Source organism: Pseudomonas sp. Irchel s3h17 (assembly GCF_900187505.1).
In the GTDB taxonomy this organism is placed as follows: Bacteria; Pseudomonadota; Gammaproteobacteria; order Pseudomonadales; family Pseudomonadaceae; genus Aquipseudomonas.
Genome location: NZ_FYDL01000011.1, coordinates 208,963 through 224,219 on the forward strand (window position 1 = coordinate 208,963; position 15,257 = coordinate 224,219).

Genomic DNA, 15,257 nt, shown 5'->3' on the forward strand with positions numbered 1-15,257 from the left:
GAAACTCTGCGAAATCGGCTGGTAGAGCCAGCAGCGTCTTCGCACAGCAACCCCTTCCGAGGTATTACAGACTGCGAGTATATCGAGCGGTAGACCGCGCGACGACCGTCCGGTTCTCATTTTGACCGTCAAATACGCGCTTCCATGTGCTTTTTCGAACAATTTGCTATCGTGCCAAACCTGCCCAAGCCCCTGCCAGCGTTGTTGGGGTTGCAGATCTGACTATAAGAAGAGAAGCCCTTGCCATGATCACAGCGCCATCGAGCATAGCGACACCCGCGCAGCCCGCACGTCCCTTGACCCGCAACGATTACAAGACTCTGTCGCTCTCCGCCCTGGGCGGTGCGCTGGAGTTTTACGACTTCATTATCTTCGTGTTTTTCGCCACGGTCGTCGGGAAGCTGTTCTTTCCGGCGGACATGCCCGAGTGGCTGCGCTTGATGCAGACCTTCGGCATTTTTGCCGCCGGTTACCTGGCGCGCCCATTGGGCGGTATCGTCATGGCGCACTTCGGCGACCTGCTGGGGCGCAAGAAAATGTTCACGTTGAGCATTTTCATGATGGCTGTGCCGACTCTGATCATGGGCCTGCTGCCCACGTACGCACAGGTTGGCATGTGGGCTCCCATCCTGCTGTTGCTGATGCGGGTGATTCAGGGCGCGGCCATTGGCGGTGAAGTGCCGGGTGCCTGGGTATTCGTTTCCGAACACGTGCCCGGGCGGCACATCGGTTACGCCTGCGGCACGCTGACGTCGGGCCTCACGGCGGGCATCCTGCTGGGTTCGCTGGTCGCCACGGCGATCAACAGCATTTATACCCCGGAGCAGGTGTCCGATTACGCCTGGCGGATCCCGTTCCTGTTGGGCGGTGTATTTGGCCTGTTTTCGGTCTACCTGCGTCGCTGGCTGCACGAAACCCCGGTGTTCGCCGAGCTGCAACTGCGCAAGGCGCTGGCCGAAGAGGTGCCGTTGCGCGCGGTGCTGCGCGACCATCGCGGCGCTATCGCCATCTCGATGCTGCTGACCTGGCTGCTGTCGGCGGGGATCATCGTGGTTATTCTGATGACGCCCACGGTGCTGCAGACGGTCTACCATTTCCCGGCGACCACGGCGCTGCAGGCCAACAGCCTGGCGATCGTATTCCTGAGCCTGGGCTGCGTGGCGTCTGGTGCCTTGGCCGACCGTTTCGGTGCCGGTCGGGTATTCGTGTTCGGTAGCGGCTTGCTGCTGTTGAGTTCGTGGACCTTCTACCACAGCCTGTTCAATCACCCTGACTGGCTGTTCCCGATGTACTCCCTGACCGGCCTGCTGGTCGGCACCATCGGTGCCGTGCCCTATGTCATGGTCAAGGCGTTCCCGGCGGTGGTGCGCTTCAGCGGCCTGTCGTTCTCCTACAACCTGGCCTATGCGATCTTCGGTGGCCTGACCCCGATGGTCGTTACCTTGTTGCTCAAGGAGAGCCCGATGGGACCGGCCTACTATGTTGCGATCATCTGCGGCGTGGGAATCGTGGTGGGGGGCTATCTCTGGAAGAAGGGTCGCTGACGCTCCGATGATTGCATGGGCGGCATGTCCCTCTGTGAAGGCCAGCATTCTTGTCGAGTGCTGGCCTTTCATCTAATTGTCATATTCAAGTCATAGAGTGTTCACACGGCCCTCCGATACTTGGCCCCGACTTAACACACCCTATTACCAGGAGTAAGGCATGAAACTGAAGCGTTTGATGGCGGCAATGACCTTTGTCGCTGCTGGCGTTGCGACTGCCAACGCAGTTGCCGCTGTTGATCCTGCGATCCCGAGCTACACCAAGACCACTGGTGTGTCGGGCAACCTGTCCAGCGTCGGCTCCGATACCCTGGCCAACCTCATGACCCTGTGGGCCGAGCACTACAAAAAAGAATACCCGAACGTAAATATCCAGATTCAGGCGGCCGGTTCCTCCACCGCGCCACCCGCGCTGACTGAAGGCACCGCTAACCTGGGCCCGATGAGCCGCAAAATGAAGGACAACGAGCTGCAGGCCTTCGAAACCAAATACGGCTACAAGCCGACCGCTATTCCGGTTGCCGTGGATGCCCTGGCCGTGTTCGTGCACAAGGACAACCCGATCAAGCACATGACCATGGAGCAGGTCGACGCGATCTTCTCTTCGACCCGCCTGTGCGGCAGCAAAGCCGACGTCAAGACCTGGGGTGACCTGGGTGTGACCGGCGACCTGGCCAACAAGCCAGTCCAGCTGTTCGGTCGTAACTCGGTATCCGGCACCTACGGCTACTTCAAGGAAGAAGCCCTGTGCAAAGGCGACTTCAAGCCAAACGTCAACGAACAACCAGGCTCGGCCTCGGTTGTGCAGTCGATCAGCTCTTCGCTGAACGGCGTTGGCTACTCGGGCATCGGTTACAAGACCGCTAGCGTCAAGACCGTCGCCCTGGCCAAGAAAGGCAGCACCGAGTTCTTCGAAGACACCGAAGAAAACGCACTGAACGGCAAGTACCCGCTGTCGCGTTTCCTCTACGTGTACGTCAACAAGGCCCCGAACAAGCCTCTGGCCCCGCTGGAAGCCGAGTTCGTGAAGCTGGTTCTGTCCAAGCAAGGCCAGGAAGTTGTAGTGAAAGACGGCTACATCCCGCTGCCAGCCAAAGTTGCCGCCAAGGCACTGGCTGACCTGGGTCTGCAAGAAGGTGGCACTGAAGTCGCAAAAAAGTAAAACCCTGAGTCCGGTTTGATATCTCCGGACTCACGTGAGGGGCGGCAGGAGTCGCCCCTCACACACCTCTAATTCTCTATCCACCGCCAGTACCTGCTGGAGGCGGATTTGTCGCGTCACTGCATTGTCATCTTTCTGTCATACAGGATCGCTAGGGTGTGCGCATGAATGATCTGGCCAATTCCAACATGACTACTAATCCCCCCAAGCGAATTGATTTCAATACGCCTGAGCTGCAACGCAAGCGTCGCATTCGCGCGCTCAAGGATCGCCTGACCCGCTGGTATGTCCTCATCGGCGGCCTTGCCGTACTCGGCGCCATCACCCTGATCTTTTTCTTCCTTGCCTACGTCGTCGCGCCCCTGTTCCAGGGCGCCGAGCTGACCAGCAAGGACGCGATCACCCCGGCCTGGATGCAAGACGCCGGCAAGCCGCTGATGATCTCCCTCGAAGAACAGAACCAGGTCGCCCTGCGGGTTTCCGACAAGGGCCAGGCATTGTTCTTCGATATCGACAGTGGCGCGGAACTGCGCCGTGTTGACCTGGCGATCCCGGCCGGTATCAGCGTGACGTCCATTGGCAAGGATCAGCCAGGTCATCCGCTGGTTGCCGTGGGCCTGTCCAACGGTCAGGCGCTGGTGTTCCGCCATACCTATAAAGTCAGCTACCCGGACGGCAAGAAAACCATTTCGCCGGCCATCGAGTATCCGTACGGCGAAACGCCGATCGTGTTGAACGAGCAGGGCGGTGCGCTGGAGCACGTCAGCCTCAACGCCACGGATTCGACCCTGTTGCTTGCCGGCTCTACCGGCGCTCAGTTGCATGTGCTGTCGCTGACCAGCGAAGAGAACATGATGACCGGCGAGGTCACCAACGAGCAGAAGCGCATCGAGCTGCCGCAGATGACCGAGCCGGTGAAGAACATCTTCGTCGACCCGCGTCAGCAGTGGCTGTACGTGGTCAACGGGCGTGCCCAGGCCGACGTGTTCAACCTGCGCGACAACAGCCTCAACGGCCGCTACAAACTGCTCGAAAACGGCGAGACTGAAATCACCGCCAGTACCCAGTTGGTGGGCGGCATCTCGCTGATCTTCGGTGATTCCAAAGGTGGTCTGGCCCAGTGGTTCATGGCCCGTGATCCGGATGGCGAACAACGCCTGAAGCAGATCCGCACCTTCCAGATGGGGTCTGCGCCGATCGTTGAGATCACCGCCGAAGAGCGCCGCAAAGGTTTTGTTGCCCTCGATGCGTCCGGCAAGTTCGGCGTGTTCCACAGTACCGCCCACCGCACCTTGCTGGTGGACCAGGTGGTCGACGGCCAGGGGCTGTTCGGTCTGTCGCCACGGGCCAACCGTGTGATCGTGGAGCAGGGCGGCAAGCTGCAACCGCTGCTGCTGGACAACCCGCACCCGGAAGTTTCGTGGAGCGCGTTGTGGAGCAAGGTCTGGTACGAAAACTACGACGAGCCTAAGTACGTCTGGCAATCGACCGCCGCCAATACTGACTTCGAACCCAAGATGAGCCTTGCGCCACTGACCTTCGGTACCCTGAAGGCGGCGTTCTACGCCATGTTGCTGGCTGCCCCACTGGCCGTCGCCGCCGCGATCTACACCGCCTACTTTATGGCTCCGAGCCTGCGTCGCAAGGTCAAGCCGGTGATCGAGCTGATGGAAGCGATGCCGACGGTGATCCTCGGTTTCTTCGCCGGCCTGTTCCTGGCGCCGTACGTCGAAGGGCACCTGCCGGGGATCTTCAGCCTGCTGTTGCTGATGCCGGTGGGCATCCTGGTGGCCGGGTTCACCTTCAGTCGCCTGCCTGAGTCCCTGCGCCTGAAAGTGCCGGACGGCTGGGAAAGCGCGATCCTGATCCCGGTGATCCTGTTCGTGGGCTGGTTGTCGTTGTACATGAGCCCGTACATGGAAACCTGGTTCTTCGGCGGCGACATGCGCATGTGGATCTCCCATGACCTGGGTATCACCTACGACCAGCGCAACGCCCTGGTGGTTGGCCTGGCCATGGGCTTCGCGGTGATCCCGAACATCTACTCGATCGCTGAAGACGCCGTGTTCAGTGTGCCCCGCGGCCTGACCCTGGGCTCCCTGGCCCTTGGCGCCACGCCGTGGCAGACCATGACTCGCGTGGTAATCCTCACCGCCAGCCCGGGCATCTTCTCGGCACTGATGATCGGCATGGGCCGTGCGGTCGGGGAAACCATGATCGTGTTGATGGCTACCGGTAACACCCCGGTCATGGAAATGAACCTGTTCGAAGGCCTGCGTACCCTGGCTGCCAACGTTGCGGTGGAAATGCCGGAGTCGGAAGTCGGCGGCAGTCACTACCGCGTGCTGTTCCTCTCGGCGCTGGTGCTGCTGTTGTTCACCTTCGTCATGAACACCCTCGCGGAGCTGATTCGTCAGCGTCTGCGCAAGAAATACTCGTCGCTTTAAGAAAGGTAGAAGTCTGTGAAACAGAACTCCCTGAAAGGATGGTTCAAGAGCGGCGCCCCGGGCGTCTGGATCAGCGGTGGCGCGGTGGCCATCGCGGTCATCATGACCATTGGCTTGCTGGCAGTGATTGCCGTGCGCGGTCTGGGCCATTTCTGGCCGGCAGACCTGATACATGCCCAGTACCAGGTGCCGGGCCAGGCCAACCAAGTCGTGGTTGGCGAAGTGGTGCAGAAAGAAGAAGTGCCACGCGAGCGCCTGAAAAGCGCTGGCCTGCCGGTACCCGACGAGGGTCCGGAGTTCATGACGCGCGAGCTGATCAAGGTTGGCAACCGTGACTTGAATGGCAGTGACTTCACCTGGATCGTCGGTGAGTGGCTGACCAACCAGACCACACCGCGGGAACTGATGGTTATCGAGCGCCGTGAGTGGGGCAATTTCTACGGTAACCTGGTCAACATCAAGCAGGACGGCAAGGTCATCGCCGAAGGCGAGGCGGCATGGCCTGAGCTGCAAGCGCGGATCAAGCGGGTCAGCCAGCTGGCAGCCCAACTCAAGACCCTGGAAAAAGTCGACATCGGCGCGATCAACGCCGGTCTGGAGCGCGTTCGTCTGCACGGTCGCAAACTGGAGCTCGACGGTAACCTCGATGCTGCCGCACAGGCAGACATGGAGTCTGAGCGCGCTGAACTGAATGCCCGCTATCAGGACATCGAAAAGCGCCTTGGCGAACTGCATGCGCAGGTCAATCGCGACAGCCTCACGGCGCGTGATGCCAGTGGCAAGGAAATCGAAATCGAACTGGGCAAGGTGGTTCATGCCTTCCAGCCGAACGCGATGGGGACCTTCACCAAGATCGGCTTCTACTTCAGCAAGATCTGGGAGTTCCTGAGCGACGATCCGCGTGAAGCCAACACCGAAGGCGGGATCTTCCCGGCGATTTTCGGTACGGTGATGATGACCCTGATCATGGCGATGATCGTCACGCCGTTTGGTGTGCTGGCAGCGGTCTACCTGCGTGAATACGCCAAGCAGAACACCCTGACCCGGGTGATCCGCATCGCGGTGAACAACCTGGCGGGTGTTCCGGCCATCGTTTACGGGGTCTTCGGCCTGGGCTTCTTCGTCTATGTACTGGGCGGTTCGGTTGACCGGCTGTTCTTCCCGGAAGCCTTGCCGGCGCCGACCTTCGGCACCCCTGGCCTGCTCTGGGCCTCGCTGACCCTGGCGCTGCTGGCGGTGCCGGTGGTGATCGTGGCCACCGAGGAAGGCCTGGCGCGGATCCCTCGCACCGTGCGTGAAGGCTCCCTGGCCTTGGGCGCGACCAAGGCTGAGACCCTGTGGAAAATCGTCCTGCCGATGGCTAGCCCGGCAATGATGACCGGCATGATCCTCGCCGTGGCCCGCGCCGCGGGTGAAGTGGCGCCGCTGATGCTGGTGGGGGTGGTGAAACTGGCACCGTCGCTGCCGCTGGACGGCAACTACCCGTACCTGCACCTGGATCAGAAGATCATGCACCTGGGTTTCCACATTTATGACGTCGGCTTCCAGAGCCCGAACGTCGAAGCCGCGCGACCGCTGGTGTACGCCACGGCGTTGCTGCTGGTGCTGGTGATTGCCAGCCTGAACCTGTCGGCGGTCTACATCCGGAACCACCTGCGCGAGAAATACAAAGCGCTGGATAGCTGATAACCCCTGTAGGAGCGAGCTTGCTCGCGATGGTAGTCCAGGCACAGAAATTGTGATGGCTGTCCCCTCTTCGCGAGCAAGCTCGCTCCTACAGAAAGAATTGTGTAACCGCAGGCCTTGGCCAGCGGTAAACGAACCGAATTTGTTAGCACAGGGAGCCTCCCATGCAGCACGAAGCACATACCCACGGCATCAACATGTCGGCCCTGGGTCGCGACAAACAGAGCCTGAACCTCGAGCAGGAAACCGTAGCCATCGAAGTGCCGGGCCTGAGCCTGTACTACGGCGACAAGCAAGCGCTGTTCGATGTCAGCATGAATATTCCCAAGCAGCGCGTGACCGCGTTCATCGGTCCGTCCGGCTGCGGCAAATCCACGCTGCTGCGTACCTTCAACCGCATGAACGACCTGGTGGACGGTTGCCGCGTAGAAGGCGAGATCAACCTCTACGGCAACAACATCTACCGCAAGGGCGAAGACGTGGCTGAGCTGCGTCGTCGTGTCGGCATGGTGTTCCAGAAGCCGAACCCGTTTCCGAAAACCATCTACGAAAACGTGGTCTACGGCCTGCGTATCCAGGGTATCAACAAAAAGCGTGTGCTCGACGAAGCGGTCGAGTGGGCGTTGAAAGGTGCGGCCCTGTGGGATGAGGTCAAGGATCGTCTGCATGAGTCGGCCCTGGGCTTGTCCGGTGGCCAGCAGCAACGTCTGGTAATTGCCCGCACCATTGCCGTGGAGCCGGAAGTGCTGTTGCTCGACGAACCGTGCTCGGCACTCGACCCGATCTCGACGCTGAAAGTCGAAGAGCTGATCTACGAACTCAAATCCAAGTTCACCATTGTCATCGTGACCCACAACATGCAGCAAGCCGCCCGGGTTTCCGACTACACGGCGTTCATGTACATGGGCAAGCTGGTGGAGTTCGGCGACACCGACACCCTGTTTACCAATCCGTCGAAGAAGCAGACCGAAGACTACATCACCGGTCGGTATGGCTAGTTGAGGCAGCTACAAGCCGCAAGCTTCAAGTCAGAAGCCATGCGGTTTCGAGTTCACCACAACACAGCTTGCAGCTTGTAGCTTGCAGCTCTTGGTTAAACGCTTTTACGGAGCGAACACAATGATTTCTAAGGAAGGCCTTACCCACCACATCTCCCAGCAGTTCAACGCCGAGCTTGAAGAGGTGCGCAGCCACCTGTTGGCCATGGGCGGGCTGGTAGAGAAACAGGTCAACGACGCGGTGACCGCGCTGATCGAGGCCGACTCGGGCCTGGCCCAGCAAGTGCGCGAGATCGACGACCAGATCAACCAGATGGAACGCAACATCGACGAAGAATGCCTGCGCATTCTGGCCCGTCGTCAGCCGGCGGCGTCCGACTTGCGCTTGATCATCAGCATCTCCAAGTCGGTGATCGACCTGGAACGCATCGGTGACGAAGCCACCAAGATCGCCCGCCGTGCCATTCAGTTGTGTGAAGAAGGCGAGGCGCCACGGGGTTACGTCGAAGTGCGCCACATCGGCGACCAGGTGCGCAACATGGTGCGTGATGCACTGGATGCCTTCGCTCGATTCGACGCCGACCTGGCGTTGTCCGTGGCCCAGTACGACAAGATCATCGACCGCGAATACAAGACGGCGCTGCGTGAACTGGCGACCTACATGATGGAAGATCCTCGCTCTATCTCGCGGGTGTTGAACATCATCTGGGTCCTGCGTTCGCTGGAGCGTATCGGCGACCACGCGCGCAACATCTCTGAGCTGGTGATTTACCTGGTGCGCGGCACGGATGTGCGCCACATGGGCCTCAAGCGCATGAAGGAAGAAGTTGAAGGCACCAGCGGTGAAACCGCTAATGTTCCGGGCGAAGCTGACGATAAGTAAGATTGCCCACGTAAAGCGCCCGGCCTTTTGGCCGGGCGTTTTTGTTTGGGCCTTTGGATTTCAAAGCACCCGCGAACGAAAAAGTCCCGGCGTGACTGAAGAGTTTTGGCAAAGTGCCATCAGCCAGGCGTTATGCTGGTCGGGATTATAAAAGGGGTGTTCGATGAGTAAGGTCAGTGTGTTGGTCGTGGACGATGCTGCGTTCATTCGTGACCTGATGAAAAAGTGCCTGCGTAACTACTTTCCGGGCATACGCATCGAAGACGCGGTCAACGGCAAAAAGGCCCAGGCCTTGCTGGCACGAGAAGCCTTTGACCTGGTGCTGTGTGACTGGGAAATGCCGGAAATGTCCGGCCTTGAGTTGCTGACCTGGTGCCGTGAGCAGGACGCACTCAAGGCCATGCCATTCGTGATGGTCACCAGCCGCGGCGACAAGGAGAACGTGGTCCAGGCAATCCAGGCGGGCGTCTCGGGTTATGTGAGCAAGCCATTCACCAATGAGCAATTGCTGACCAAGGTCAAGCAGGCCCTGAACAAGGTCGGCAAGCTTGACGCCTTGATGAACGGTACGCCGCCCAAGATGACGTCGGCGTTCGGCAACGACTCCCTCAATGCCCTGACGGGCGGCAAGGCCCCCGTGTCTACCACGGCGGCTCCGGCGCCCAATGCCTACCTGCAAAACACGGCCGCGCCAGTCACGGCTGCAGCGCCGGCCAAGGGTTTGCTCAACAGCCCTGCGGTCAAGGCCGCGCCATCGGTAATCGATGGCCGTGGCCAGGGCCAGTTGCGCCTGCCAAGCGGCATACAGCAATGCGTGATCAAGGCCTTGAGCATCAAGGAAGCGCTGCTGGTGGTGAAGCGCACCGACACCTTGCCGCAAGTGCTCGACAGTGCCGTGCTTGACCTGGAGCAGGGCGACAACGCCGAAGTCGCGCGCTTGAACGGTTACCTGCACGCTATCGTCGCCCACGAGCCGAAACCTGACAGCGAGTGGCTGCAACTGACCTTTCGCTTCGTCGACCAGGACGCGCAAAAGCTCGACTACATCTCCCGCCTGATCGCCCGGGGCACGGCGCAGAAGCATTTCGTGCCGGGTGCGTAATTGTTTAATGCTGATCGTTCCCACGCTTCCGCGTGGGAATGCCTCTCTGGACGCTTCGCGTCCGTTTCGAGCGGGGCACAGAGCGTCCCTGGCGGCATGCCCGCACAGAGCGTGCTAACGATCATTTGAAACATCTGCCCACAACGCGGGTCAGTTCTGGCTGCTAGGCTCCTTTCCAGGCCTTCCTCGACAGAACTTTGCCCATGCTCGCGCGATTGCTGGTTTTCTGTGGTCTTTTCATTGCCGCCGCCTCGGCCATGGCCGTGACTATCTACAAGTCCAAGGACGCCTATGGCGTGGTGTCCTACAGCGATCGACCCTCGCGTGGCGCCAAGGTGCTTGTATTCCGCGACCGGATGGACGAACGCCTCGAGGGTCAGGTCCATCTCTCGGTAAAGAAACACAAGGGCACCCACAGTCTGTTTGTGCGTAACGACCTGTATGCACCGGTAGAGGTCGAGTTGAGTGTGGGCGGTCTGAAGAATGTCAGGGGGGCGCCAGCGCAGCCGATCCGCCGGGTAGTGCCAGCGCGCAGCAATACGCGCCTGGTGCAGCTCACGGCGATCCGTGCCGGTAAGCCGCTAGCCTATACCCCCAAGCTCAAATACTCCCTGGGCGACCCCACAGGCGCCACGCTGGCCTATCGGTACCCACTGCCGTGGCGTGGAGGGCCGTTTCGCCTGAGTCAGGGTGCCAATGGCCAATACAGTCACTATGGGCCCAAGAATCGCTATGCCATGGACATCGCCATGCCCGAAGGCACACCGATCATTGCGGCGCGCAGTGGCATCGTGGTGAAAACCGAGAACCGTCAGAGTGGGCGCGGCACCAACCCCTCGGGCAACTTTGTGCGGGTTTTGCACGACGACGGAACCATGGGGGTGTACCTGCACCTCAAGCGCGGCTCGGTCAGGGTACGGGAGGGGCAGCGGGTTATGGTGGGCAGCGCATTGGCGCTGTCGGGCAATACCGGCAACAGCAGCGGGCCCCATCTGCATTTCGTGGTGCAGCGCAATACCGGGCTGGGGCTGGTGTCGATTCCGTATCAATTCAGCCAGCCGGTGGGCAGCCTGCCGAACTTTGCGCTCGGCCGGCAGTAGTCTCATTCACCGCGATGACCTGTGGCGAGGGAGCTTGCTCCCGCTGGACGGCGAAGCCGTCCCAAAACAGATCAGCGTGGTGTATCAGGATAAATTCAGCGGGTGGGGGATTGGGGCCACTTCGCGGCCCAGCGGGAGCAAGCTCCCTCGCCACAAGAGCCTGATTGTCATAGAGCCTGGGGTCAGTCGAGCATCAGCACCTTGGCCAGGACAATTTTCGGGCCTTTCATCTTTTTGATGATGATCCGCAGGCCTTCGACTTCCAGTACTTCTTCCTCTTCCGGCACGCGCTTGAGGCTTTCGTAGACCAGCCCGGCAAGGGTTTCGGCCTCGACGTGATCCAGATCGATGCCCAGCAGGCGTTCGACCTTGAACAGCGGGGTGTCACCGCGTACCAGCAGCTTGCCCGGCTGGTAAGCCAGGATGCCGCGCTCGGCCTTGCGATGCTCGTCCTGGATGTCGCCTACCAGCACTTCCAGCACGTCCTCCATGGTCAGGTAGCCGATGATATTGCCGTCGGCTTCCTCCACCACGGCAAAGTGCGAGCCGCCCTTGCGGAATTGTTCCAGCAGTTGCGACAGCGGCATGTGCCGCGATACGCGCTCCAGCGGACGGGTCAGCTCCGCCAGGTTGAACGATTCGGGAATGTGGTCCAGGGCCGCCAGTTCCAGCAGCAGGTCCTTGATGTGCAGCAGGCCGACGAACTCCTGGCGTTGGCTGTCGTACACCGGGTAGCGGCTGAATTTATGACGGCGGAACAGCGCCAGGATTTCCTTGAGCGGTGCGTTGAACTCCAGCGTGACCAGGTCTTCCCGGGAGTTGGCCCAGTCGACCACTTCCAGCTCGCCCATTTCCACGGCCGAGGCCAGTACGCGCATGCCTTGGTCGCTCGGGTCCTGACCACGGCTGGAGTGCAGGATCAGTTTCAGTTCTTCACGGCTGTAATGGTGCTCGTGGTGCGGGCCGGGTTCACCCTGGCCGGCGATGCGCAAGATGGCGTTGGCGCTGGCGTTGAGCAAGTAGATGGCCGGGTACATGGCCCAGTAGAACAGGTACAGCGGCACCGCTGTCCATAGCGACAGCAGCTCGGGCTTGCGGATGGCCCAGGATTTCGGGGCCAGCTCACCCACCACGATGTGCAGGTACGAAATGATGAAGAAGGCGGTAAAGAACGACACGCCTTTGACCACTTCCGGCGAGTCGACGCCAACGGCGCTCAGGACGGGCTCGAGAATATGGGCAAACGCCGGCTCACCGACCCAGCCCAGGCCCAGGGAGGCAAGGGTGATGCCCAGTTGGCAGGCAGAGAGGTAAGCGTCGAGCTGACTGTGTACCGTGCGCAGGATGTGCCCACGCCAGCCGTTCTTGTCAGCGATGGCCTCGACTCGGGTCGAGCGCAATTTGACCATGGCAAATTCAGCGGCAACGAAGAAGCCGTTGAGCAGAACCAGGATCAGTGCAAAAAGAATCATGCCGAAATCGGCGAAGAGTGTTGCGAGGGACAAGCCAGGGGAAGGGTCCATGATGGGGTTTTGCGGGTTCCGTATTGTCGAAAAAAAGGGGGATCCACGAGCCTGAAAGGCAGGCCCAAGTCGACCAATGTAGCGGCTGACAGGGGGCTTGCCTAGAGGTAAGTGGGTTGTACGGCTAGTCGGTCAGGCTGCCGGCGCGCAATTTTGTGACCTGCGCGGGCACGAAATGGCAGGTGAACGTGCTGCCATGGCCCGGCACGCTGCTGATCTCCATGCGTGCACGGTGGCGCAGCAGAACGTGTTTCACGATCGCCAGGCCAAGCCCGGTGCCGCCCGTGTTGGAGTTACGGCTGGAATCCACGCGGTAGAAGCGTTCGGTCAGGCGCGGCAGGTGTTTGTTGTCGATGCCGATCCCGGAGTCCTGCACGCTCAGGTGCGCGCCGTGCTCATCGCCCCACCAGCGAATGCGGATGTTGCCTTCGGCGGGGGTGTACTTCACGGCGTTGAACACCAGGTTGGAAAACGCGCTGCGCAATTCGGCTTCACTGCCCTTGAGCTGGATGGACGGGTCGGCTTCCAGGGTGATCTTCTGATTGCGCTGCGCGGACAACGCCACCGCGTCGCTCTTGATCGACTGCAGCAGGCCGTCGATGGCAACCGGCTGGTTGTCTGACGGGTAATCGGTGGCTTCCAGCTTGGCCAGCAACAGCAAGTCATTGAGCAAGGTTTGCATGCGCCCGCCTTGCTGCTGCATCTGCTGCAGTGCGCGGGTCCAGCGTGGGTTCACGTCTTCGACGTTGTCGAGCAGGGTCTCCAGGTAACCACTGATCACCGTCAAGGGCGTGCGCAGTTCATGGGAAACGTTGGCGATGAAGTCTTTGCGCATTTGCTCCAACTGATGGATGCGCGTCACGTCGCGCACCAGCATCAGGTGCTCGTTGTTGCCGTAGCGGGTGATGTACAGCTGAATGCGCACCCGGTCATTGGTCGGTGACGGAATTTCCAGCGGCTCGGCGTAGCTGTCCTGCTCGAAATATTCCTTGAAGCGCGGGTGGCGCACCAGGTTGGTCACGGGTTGTCCGCTGTCCTGGGGTGTCTTGAGGCCCAGCAAGGTTTCGGCGGCGCGGTTCCACCACTCCAGGTTGCCGTCGCTGTCGAGCATCACCACCGCATCTTTCAGTGCCGCGGTGGACTCCTGGACCCGGTCGATCACTGCTTGCAGGCGCCCGCGCACACGTTGATCGCGGCGCTGCAGGTGGTAGATGCTGTCGAATACTTCGCCCCACAGGCCGTAGCCATCGGGCGGTGCCTCGTCAGGCTTATGCAGTCGCAGCCACTCGTGCAGACGCAGCAGTTGCTTGAGGGTCCAGGCCAGGTAGATGCCCAGGCCCGCGGCCAGGCTCCAGCCGTAGTAGCCTGTGATCAGGCCGATTACCAGGCAGCCGGTGACCAGCAACAGCATGTGGCGGATCAGGGTGCCATGCCAGTTTTGGTTCACGGAAAATATGCGTCCTTGAATGTGGGGCAATGACCAGTCTCAAACGGCAAGCTACAAGCGGCATCCAACTTGCCGCTTGTAGCTTAACGCTTGCAGCTACCGCTATCAGGCCTTGGTCGAAAAACGATAGCCGGTGCCGCGCACGGTTTGTACCAGATTCTCGTAGGCATCACCCAGGGCTTTGCGCAGGCGACGGATATGTACATCGACGGTGCGCTCTTCGACATACACATTGCCACCCCAGACCTGGTCCAGCAGTTGGCCACGGGTGTAGGCGCGCTCCTGGTGGGTCATGAAAAACTGCAACAGGCGATATTCGGTCGGGCCCATCTCGGCCGGGCTGCCGTCGATGGTCACGCGGTGGCTGACCGGGTCCAGCAGCAAGCCACCGACTTCAATCGGCGCTTCGCCATCGCTGGGGCCAGTGCGACGCAACACAGCCTTCAGGCGCGCGACCAGTTCGCGTGGTGAAAAGGGTTTGGTGATGTAGTCATCGGCGCCCACTTCCAGGCCCTGGATCTTGTTGTCCTCTTCGCCCTTGGCCGTGAGCATGATGATCGGGATGTCCTCGGTCAGCTCATCGCGCTTGAGGCGGCGGGCCAGTTCGATGCCCGAGGTCCCGGGGAGCATCCAGTCGAGCAGGATCAGGTCGGGCTTGCGGTCGATGATGATGGCATGGGCCTGTTGCGAATTCTCGGCCTCCAGGCAGTCATAACCAGCCATTTCCAACGCAACGGCGATCATTTCGCGAATGGGCGCTTCGTCGTCGACGATCAGAATGCTCCTGCCAACCATGCCTTTCTCCTCTTGTCATTTAACTGTCTTGCGCCGCATTAGATAACGGAATTATTGCAGTCGTGTGACAGTATTTTAGTGCCTCTGCGATTGCTGCGATCCTGAACTACGCTTTAAGTCCGAATCCTGACAACCACAAAGGAAGGTTCCATGACTCATTACGCTCAAACCTTTAAAGCCTTGGCACTGGCGGCCGCATTGGCATTGCCCTCCATGGCCTTCGCCGCCGATCCGGCGATGATGAAAGACGGCATGATGGTCGATCACAAGGGCATGACGGTGTACACCTTCGACAAGGACGCAGGTGGCAAGTCGATGTGCAGTGGCGATTGTGCCAAGAACTGGCCGCCGATGATGGCCCCGGCAGATGCCAAGGCGGACGGTAAATGGTCGGTCATCAAGCGTGACGACGGCATGATGCAATGGGCGTACGACGGCAAGCCGCTGTACACCTTTGTCAAAGACGAAAAACCTGGAGAAATGAAAGGCGACGGCATGAAGAGCGTCTGGCACGTTGTGCACATGTCGCAGAAGTAACCACTGCCGGGCCGGTAGCAGCTGGCTGTGCCA

12 protein-coding genes are annotated in these 15,257 nt (G+C 60.3%); 9 read left to right on the plus strand and 3 right to left on the minus strand.

The features are described from left to right. Nucleotides 1-245: 245 nt before the first annotated feature. The 8 genes from CKW25_RS18100 to CKW25_RS18135 all read left to right on the plus strand — a co-directional run bounded on the left by CKW25_RS18100 (nt 246) and on the right by CKW25_RS18135 (nt 10,922). Nucleotides 246-1,544 (plus strand): MFS transporter, encoded by a 1,299-nt coding sequence (locus tag CKW25_RS18100; RefSeq protein WP_095081233.1) that lies wholly within the window; start codon nt 246-248, stop codon nt 1,542-1,544. A 160-nt stretch (nt 1,545-1,704) separates the two neighbouring features. After that, nucleotides 1,705-2,706, plus strand: a complete 1,002-nt coding sequence (locus tag CKW25_RS18105; protein WP_095081235.1) for a phosphate ABC transporter substrate-binding protein PstS — start codon at nt 1,705-1,707, stop codon at nt 2,704-2,706. Nucleotides 2,707-2,870: 164 nt separating this feature from the next. Then, a complete protein-coding gene (locus tag CKW25_RS18110) occupies nt 2,871-5,153 on the plus strand; it encodes an ABC transporter permease subunit (RefSeq protein WP_095081237.1) in 2,283 nt (760 codons plus the stop codon). Between the two features lie 15 nt (nt 5,154-5,168). Beyond that, entirely contained in the window at nt 5,169-6,839 is a 1,671-nt protein-coding gene (gene pstA / locus CKW25_RS18115) for a phosphate ABC transporter permease PstA (RefSeq protein ID WP_095081239.1), read from the plus strand. A 164-nt stretch (nt 6,840-7,003) separates the two neighbouring features. Further along, complete coding sequence (pstB, locus tag CKW25_RS18120) at nt 7,004-7,837, plus strand: phosphate ABC transporter ATP-binding protein PstB (protein WP_095081241.1); 834 nt, start codon at nt 7,004-7,006, stop codon at nt 7,835-7,837. Between the two features lie 121 nt (nt 7,838-7,958). After that, complete coding sequence (phoU, locus tag CKW25_RS18125; RefSeq protein WP_095081243.1) at nt 7,959-8,720, plus strand: phosphate signaling complex protein PhoU; 762 nt, start codon at nt 7,959-7,961, stop codon at nt 8,718-8,720. A gap of 163 nt (nt 8,721-8,883) precedes the next feature. Beyond that, nucleotides 8,884-9,822: a response regulator gene (locus CKW25_RS18130; RefSeq protein WP_095081245.1), complete on the plus strand. Its 939-nt coding sequence runs from the start codon at nt 8,884-8,886 to the stop codon at nt 9,820-9,822. A gap of 203 nt (nt 9,823-10,025) precedes the next feature. Continuing rightward, nucleotides 10,026-10,922 carry a peptidoglycan DD-metalloendopeptidase family protein gene (locus tag CKW25_RS18135; protein WP_095081249.1) on the plus strand — a complete coding sequence of 299 codons (897 nt, stop codon included), beginning with the start codon at nt 10,026-10,028 and terminating at the stop codon, nt 10,920-10,922. Between the two features lie 182 nt (nt 10,923-11,104). Here the strand turns inward: CKW25_RS18135 and CKW25_RS18140 are convergent, their stop codons facing one another. The 3 genes from CKW25_RS18140 to phoB all read right to left on the minus strand — a co-directional run bounded on the left by CKW25_RS18140 (nt 11,105) and on the right by phoB (nt 14,687). Continuing rightward, complete coding sequence (locus tag CKW25_RS18140; protein WP_095081252.1) at nt 11,105-12,445, minus strand: hemolysin family protein; 1,341 nt, start codon at nt 12,443-12,445, stop codon at nt 11,105-11,107. 124 nt (nt 12,446-12,569) lie between these two features. Further along, on the minus strand, nt 12,570-13,856 hold the full coding sequence (gene phoR / locus CKW25_RS18145) for a phosphate regulon sensor histidine kinase PhoR (protein WP_256577062.1): 1,287 nt from the start codon (nt 13,854-13,856) through the stop codon (nt 12,570-12,572). 141 nt (nt 13,857-13,997) lie between these two features. Next, nucleotides 13,998-14,687, minus strand: coding sequence for a phosphate regulon transcriptional regulator PhoB (gene phoB / locus CKW25_RS18150; RefSeq protein WP_095081256.1), 690 nt, complete (start codon nt 14,685-14,687; stop codon nt 13,998-14,000). 150 nt (nt 14,688-14,837) lie between these two features. On the opposite strand from phoB, the gene CKW25_RS18155 reads away from it, so the two are divergent. After that, entirely contained in the window at nt 14,838-15,224 is a 387-nt protein-coding gene (locus CKW25_RS18155; protein ID WP_095081258.1) for a hypothetical protein, read from the plus strand. The last annotated feature ends 33 nt before the right edge of the window (nt 15,225-15,257 follow it).

Bases quoted from the DNA above. Each gene is read 5' to 3' on its own strand.
- CKW25_RS18140 (WP_095081252.1), bottom strand. From the start codon at position 12,445: ATGGACCCTTCCCCTGGCTTGTCCCTCGCAACACTCTTCGCCGATTTC.
- CKW25_RS18155 (WP_095081258.1), top strand. From the start codon at position 14,838: ATGACTCATTACGCTCAAACCTTTAAAGCCTTGGCACTGGCGGCCGCA.
- CKW25_RS18100 (WP_095081233.1), top strand. From the start codon at position 246: ATGATCACAGCGCCATCGAGCATAGCGACACCCGCGCAGCCCGCACGT.
- CKW25_RS18135 (WP_095081249.1), top strand. From the start codon at position 10,026: ATGCTCGCGCGATTGCTGGTTTTCTGTGGTCTTTTCATTGCCGCCGCC.
- phoB (WP_095081256.1), bottom strand. From the start codon at position 14,687: ATGGTTGGCAGGAGCATTCTGATCGTCGACGACGAAGCGCCCATTCGC.
- CKW25_RS18105 (WP_095081235.1), top strand. From the start codon at position 1,705: ATGAAACTGAAGCGTTTGATGGCGGCAATGACCTTTGTCGCTGCTGGC.
- CKW25_RS18110 (WP_095081237.1), top strand. From the start codon at position 2,871: ATGAATGATCTGGCCAATTCCAACATGACTACTAATCCCCCCAAGCGA.
- phoR (WP_256577062.1), bottom strand. From the start codon at position 13,856: ATGCTGTTGCTGGTCACCGGCTGCCTGGTAATCGGCCTGATCACAGGC.
- CKW25_RS18130 (WP_095081245.1), top strand. From the start codon at position 8,884: ATGAGTAAGGTCAGTGTGTTGGTCGTGGACGATGCTGCGTTCATTCGT.
- pstB (WP_095081241.1), top strand. From the start codon at position 7,004: ATGCAGCACGAAGCACATACCCACGGCATCAACATGTCGGCCCTGGGT.
- phoU (WP_095081243.1), top strand. From the start codon at position 7,959: ATGATTTCTAAGGAAGGCCTTACCCACCACATCTCCCAGCAGTTCAAC.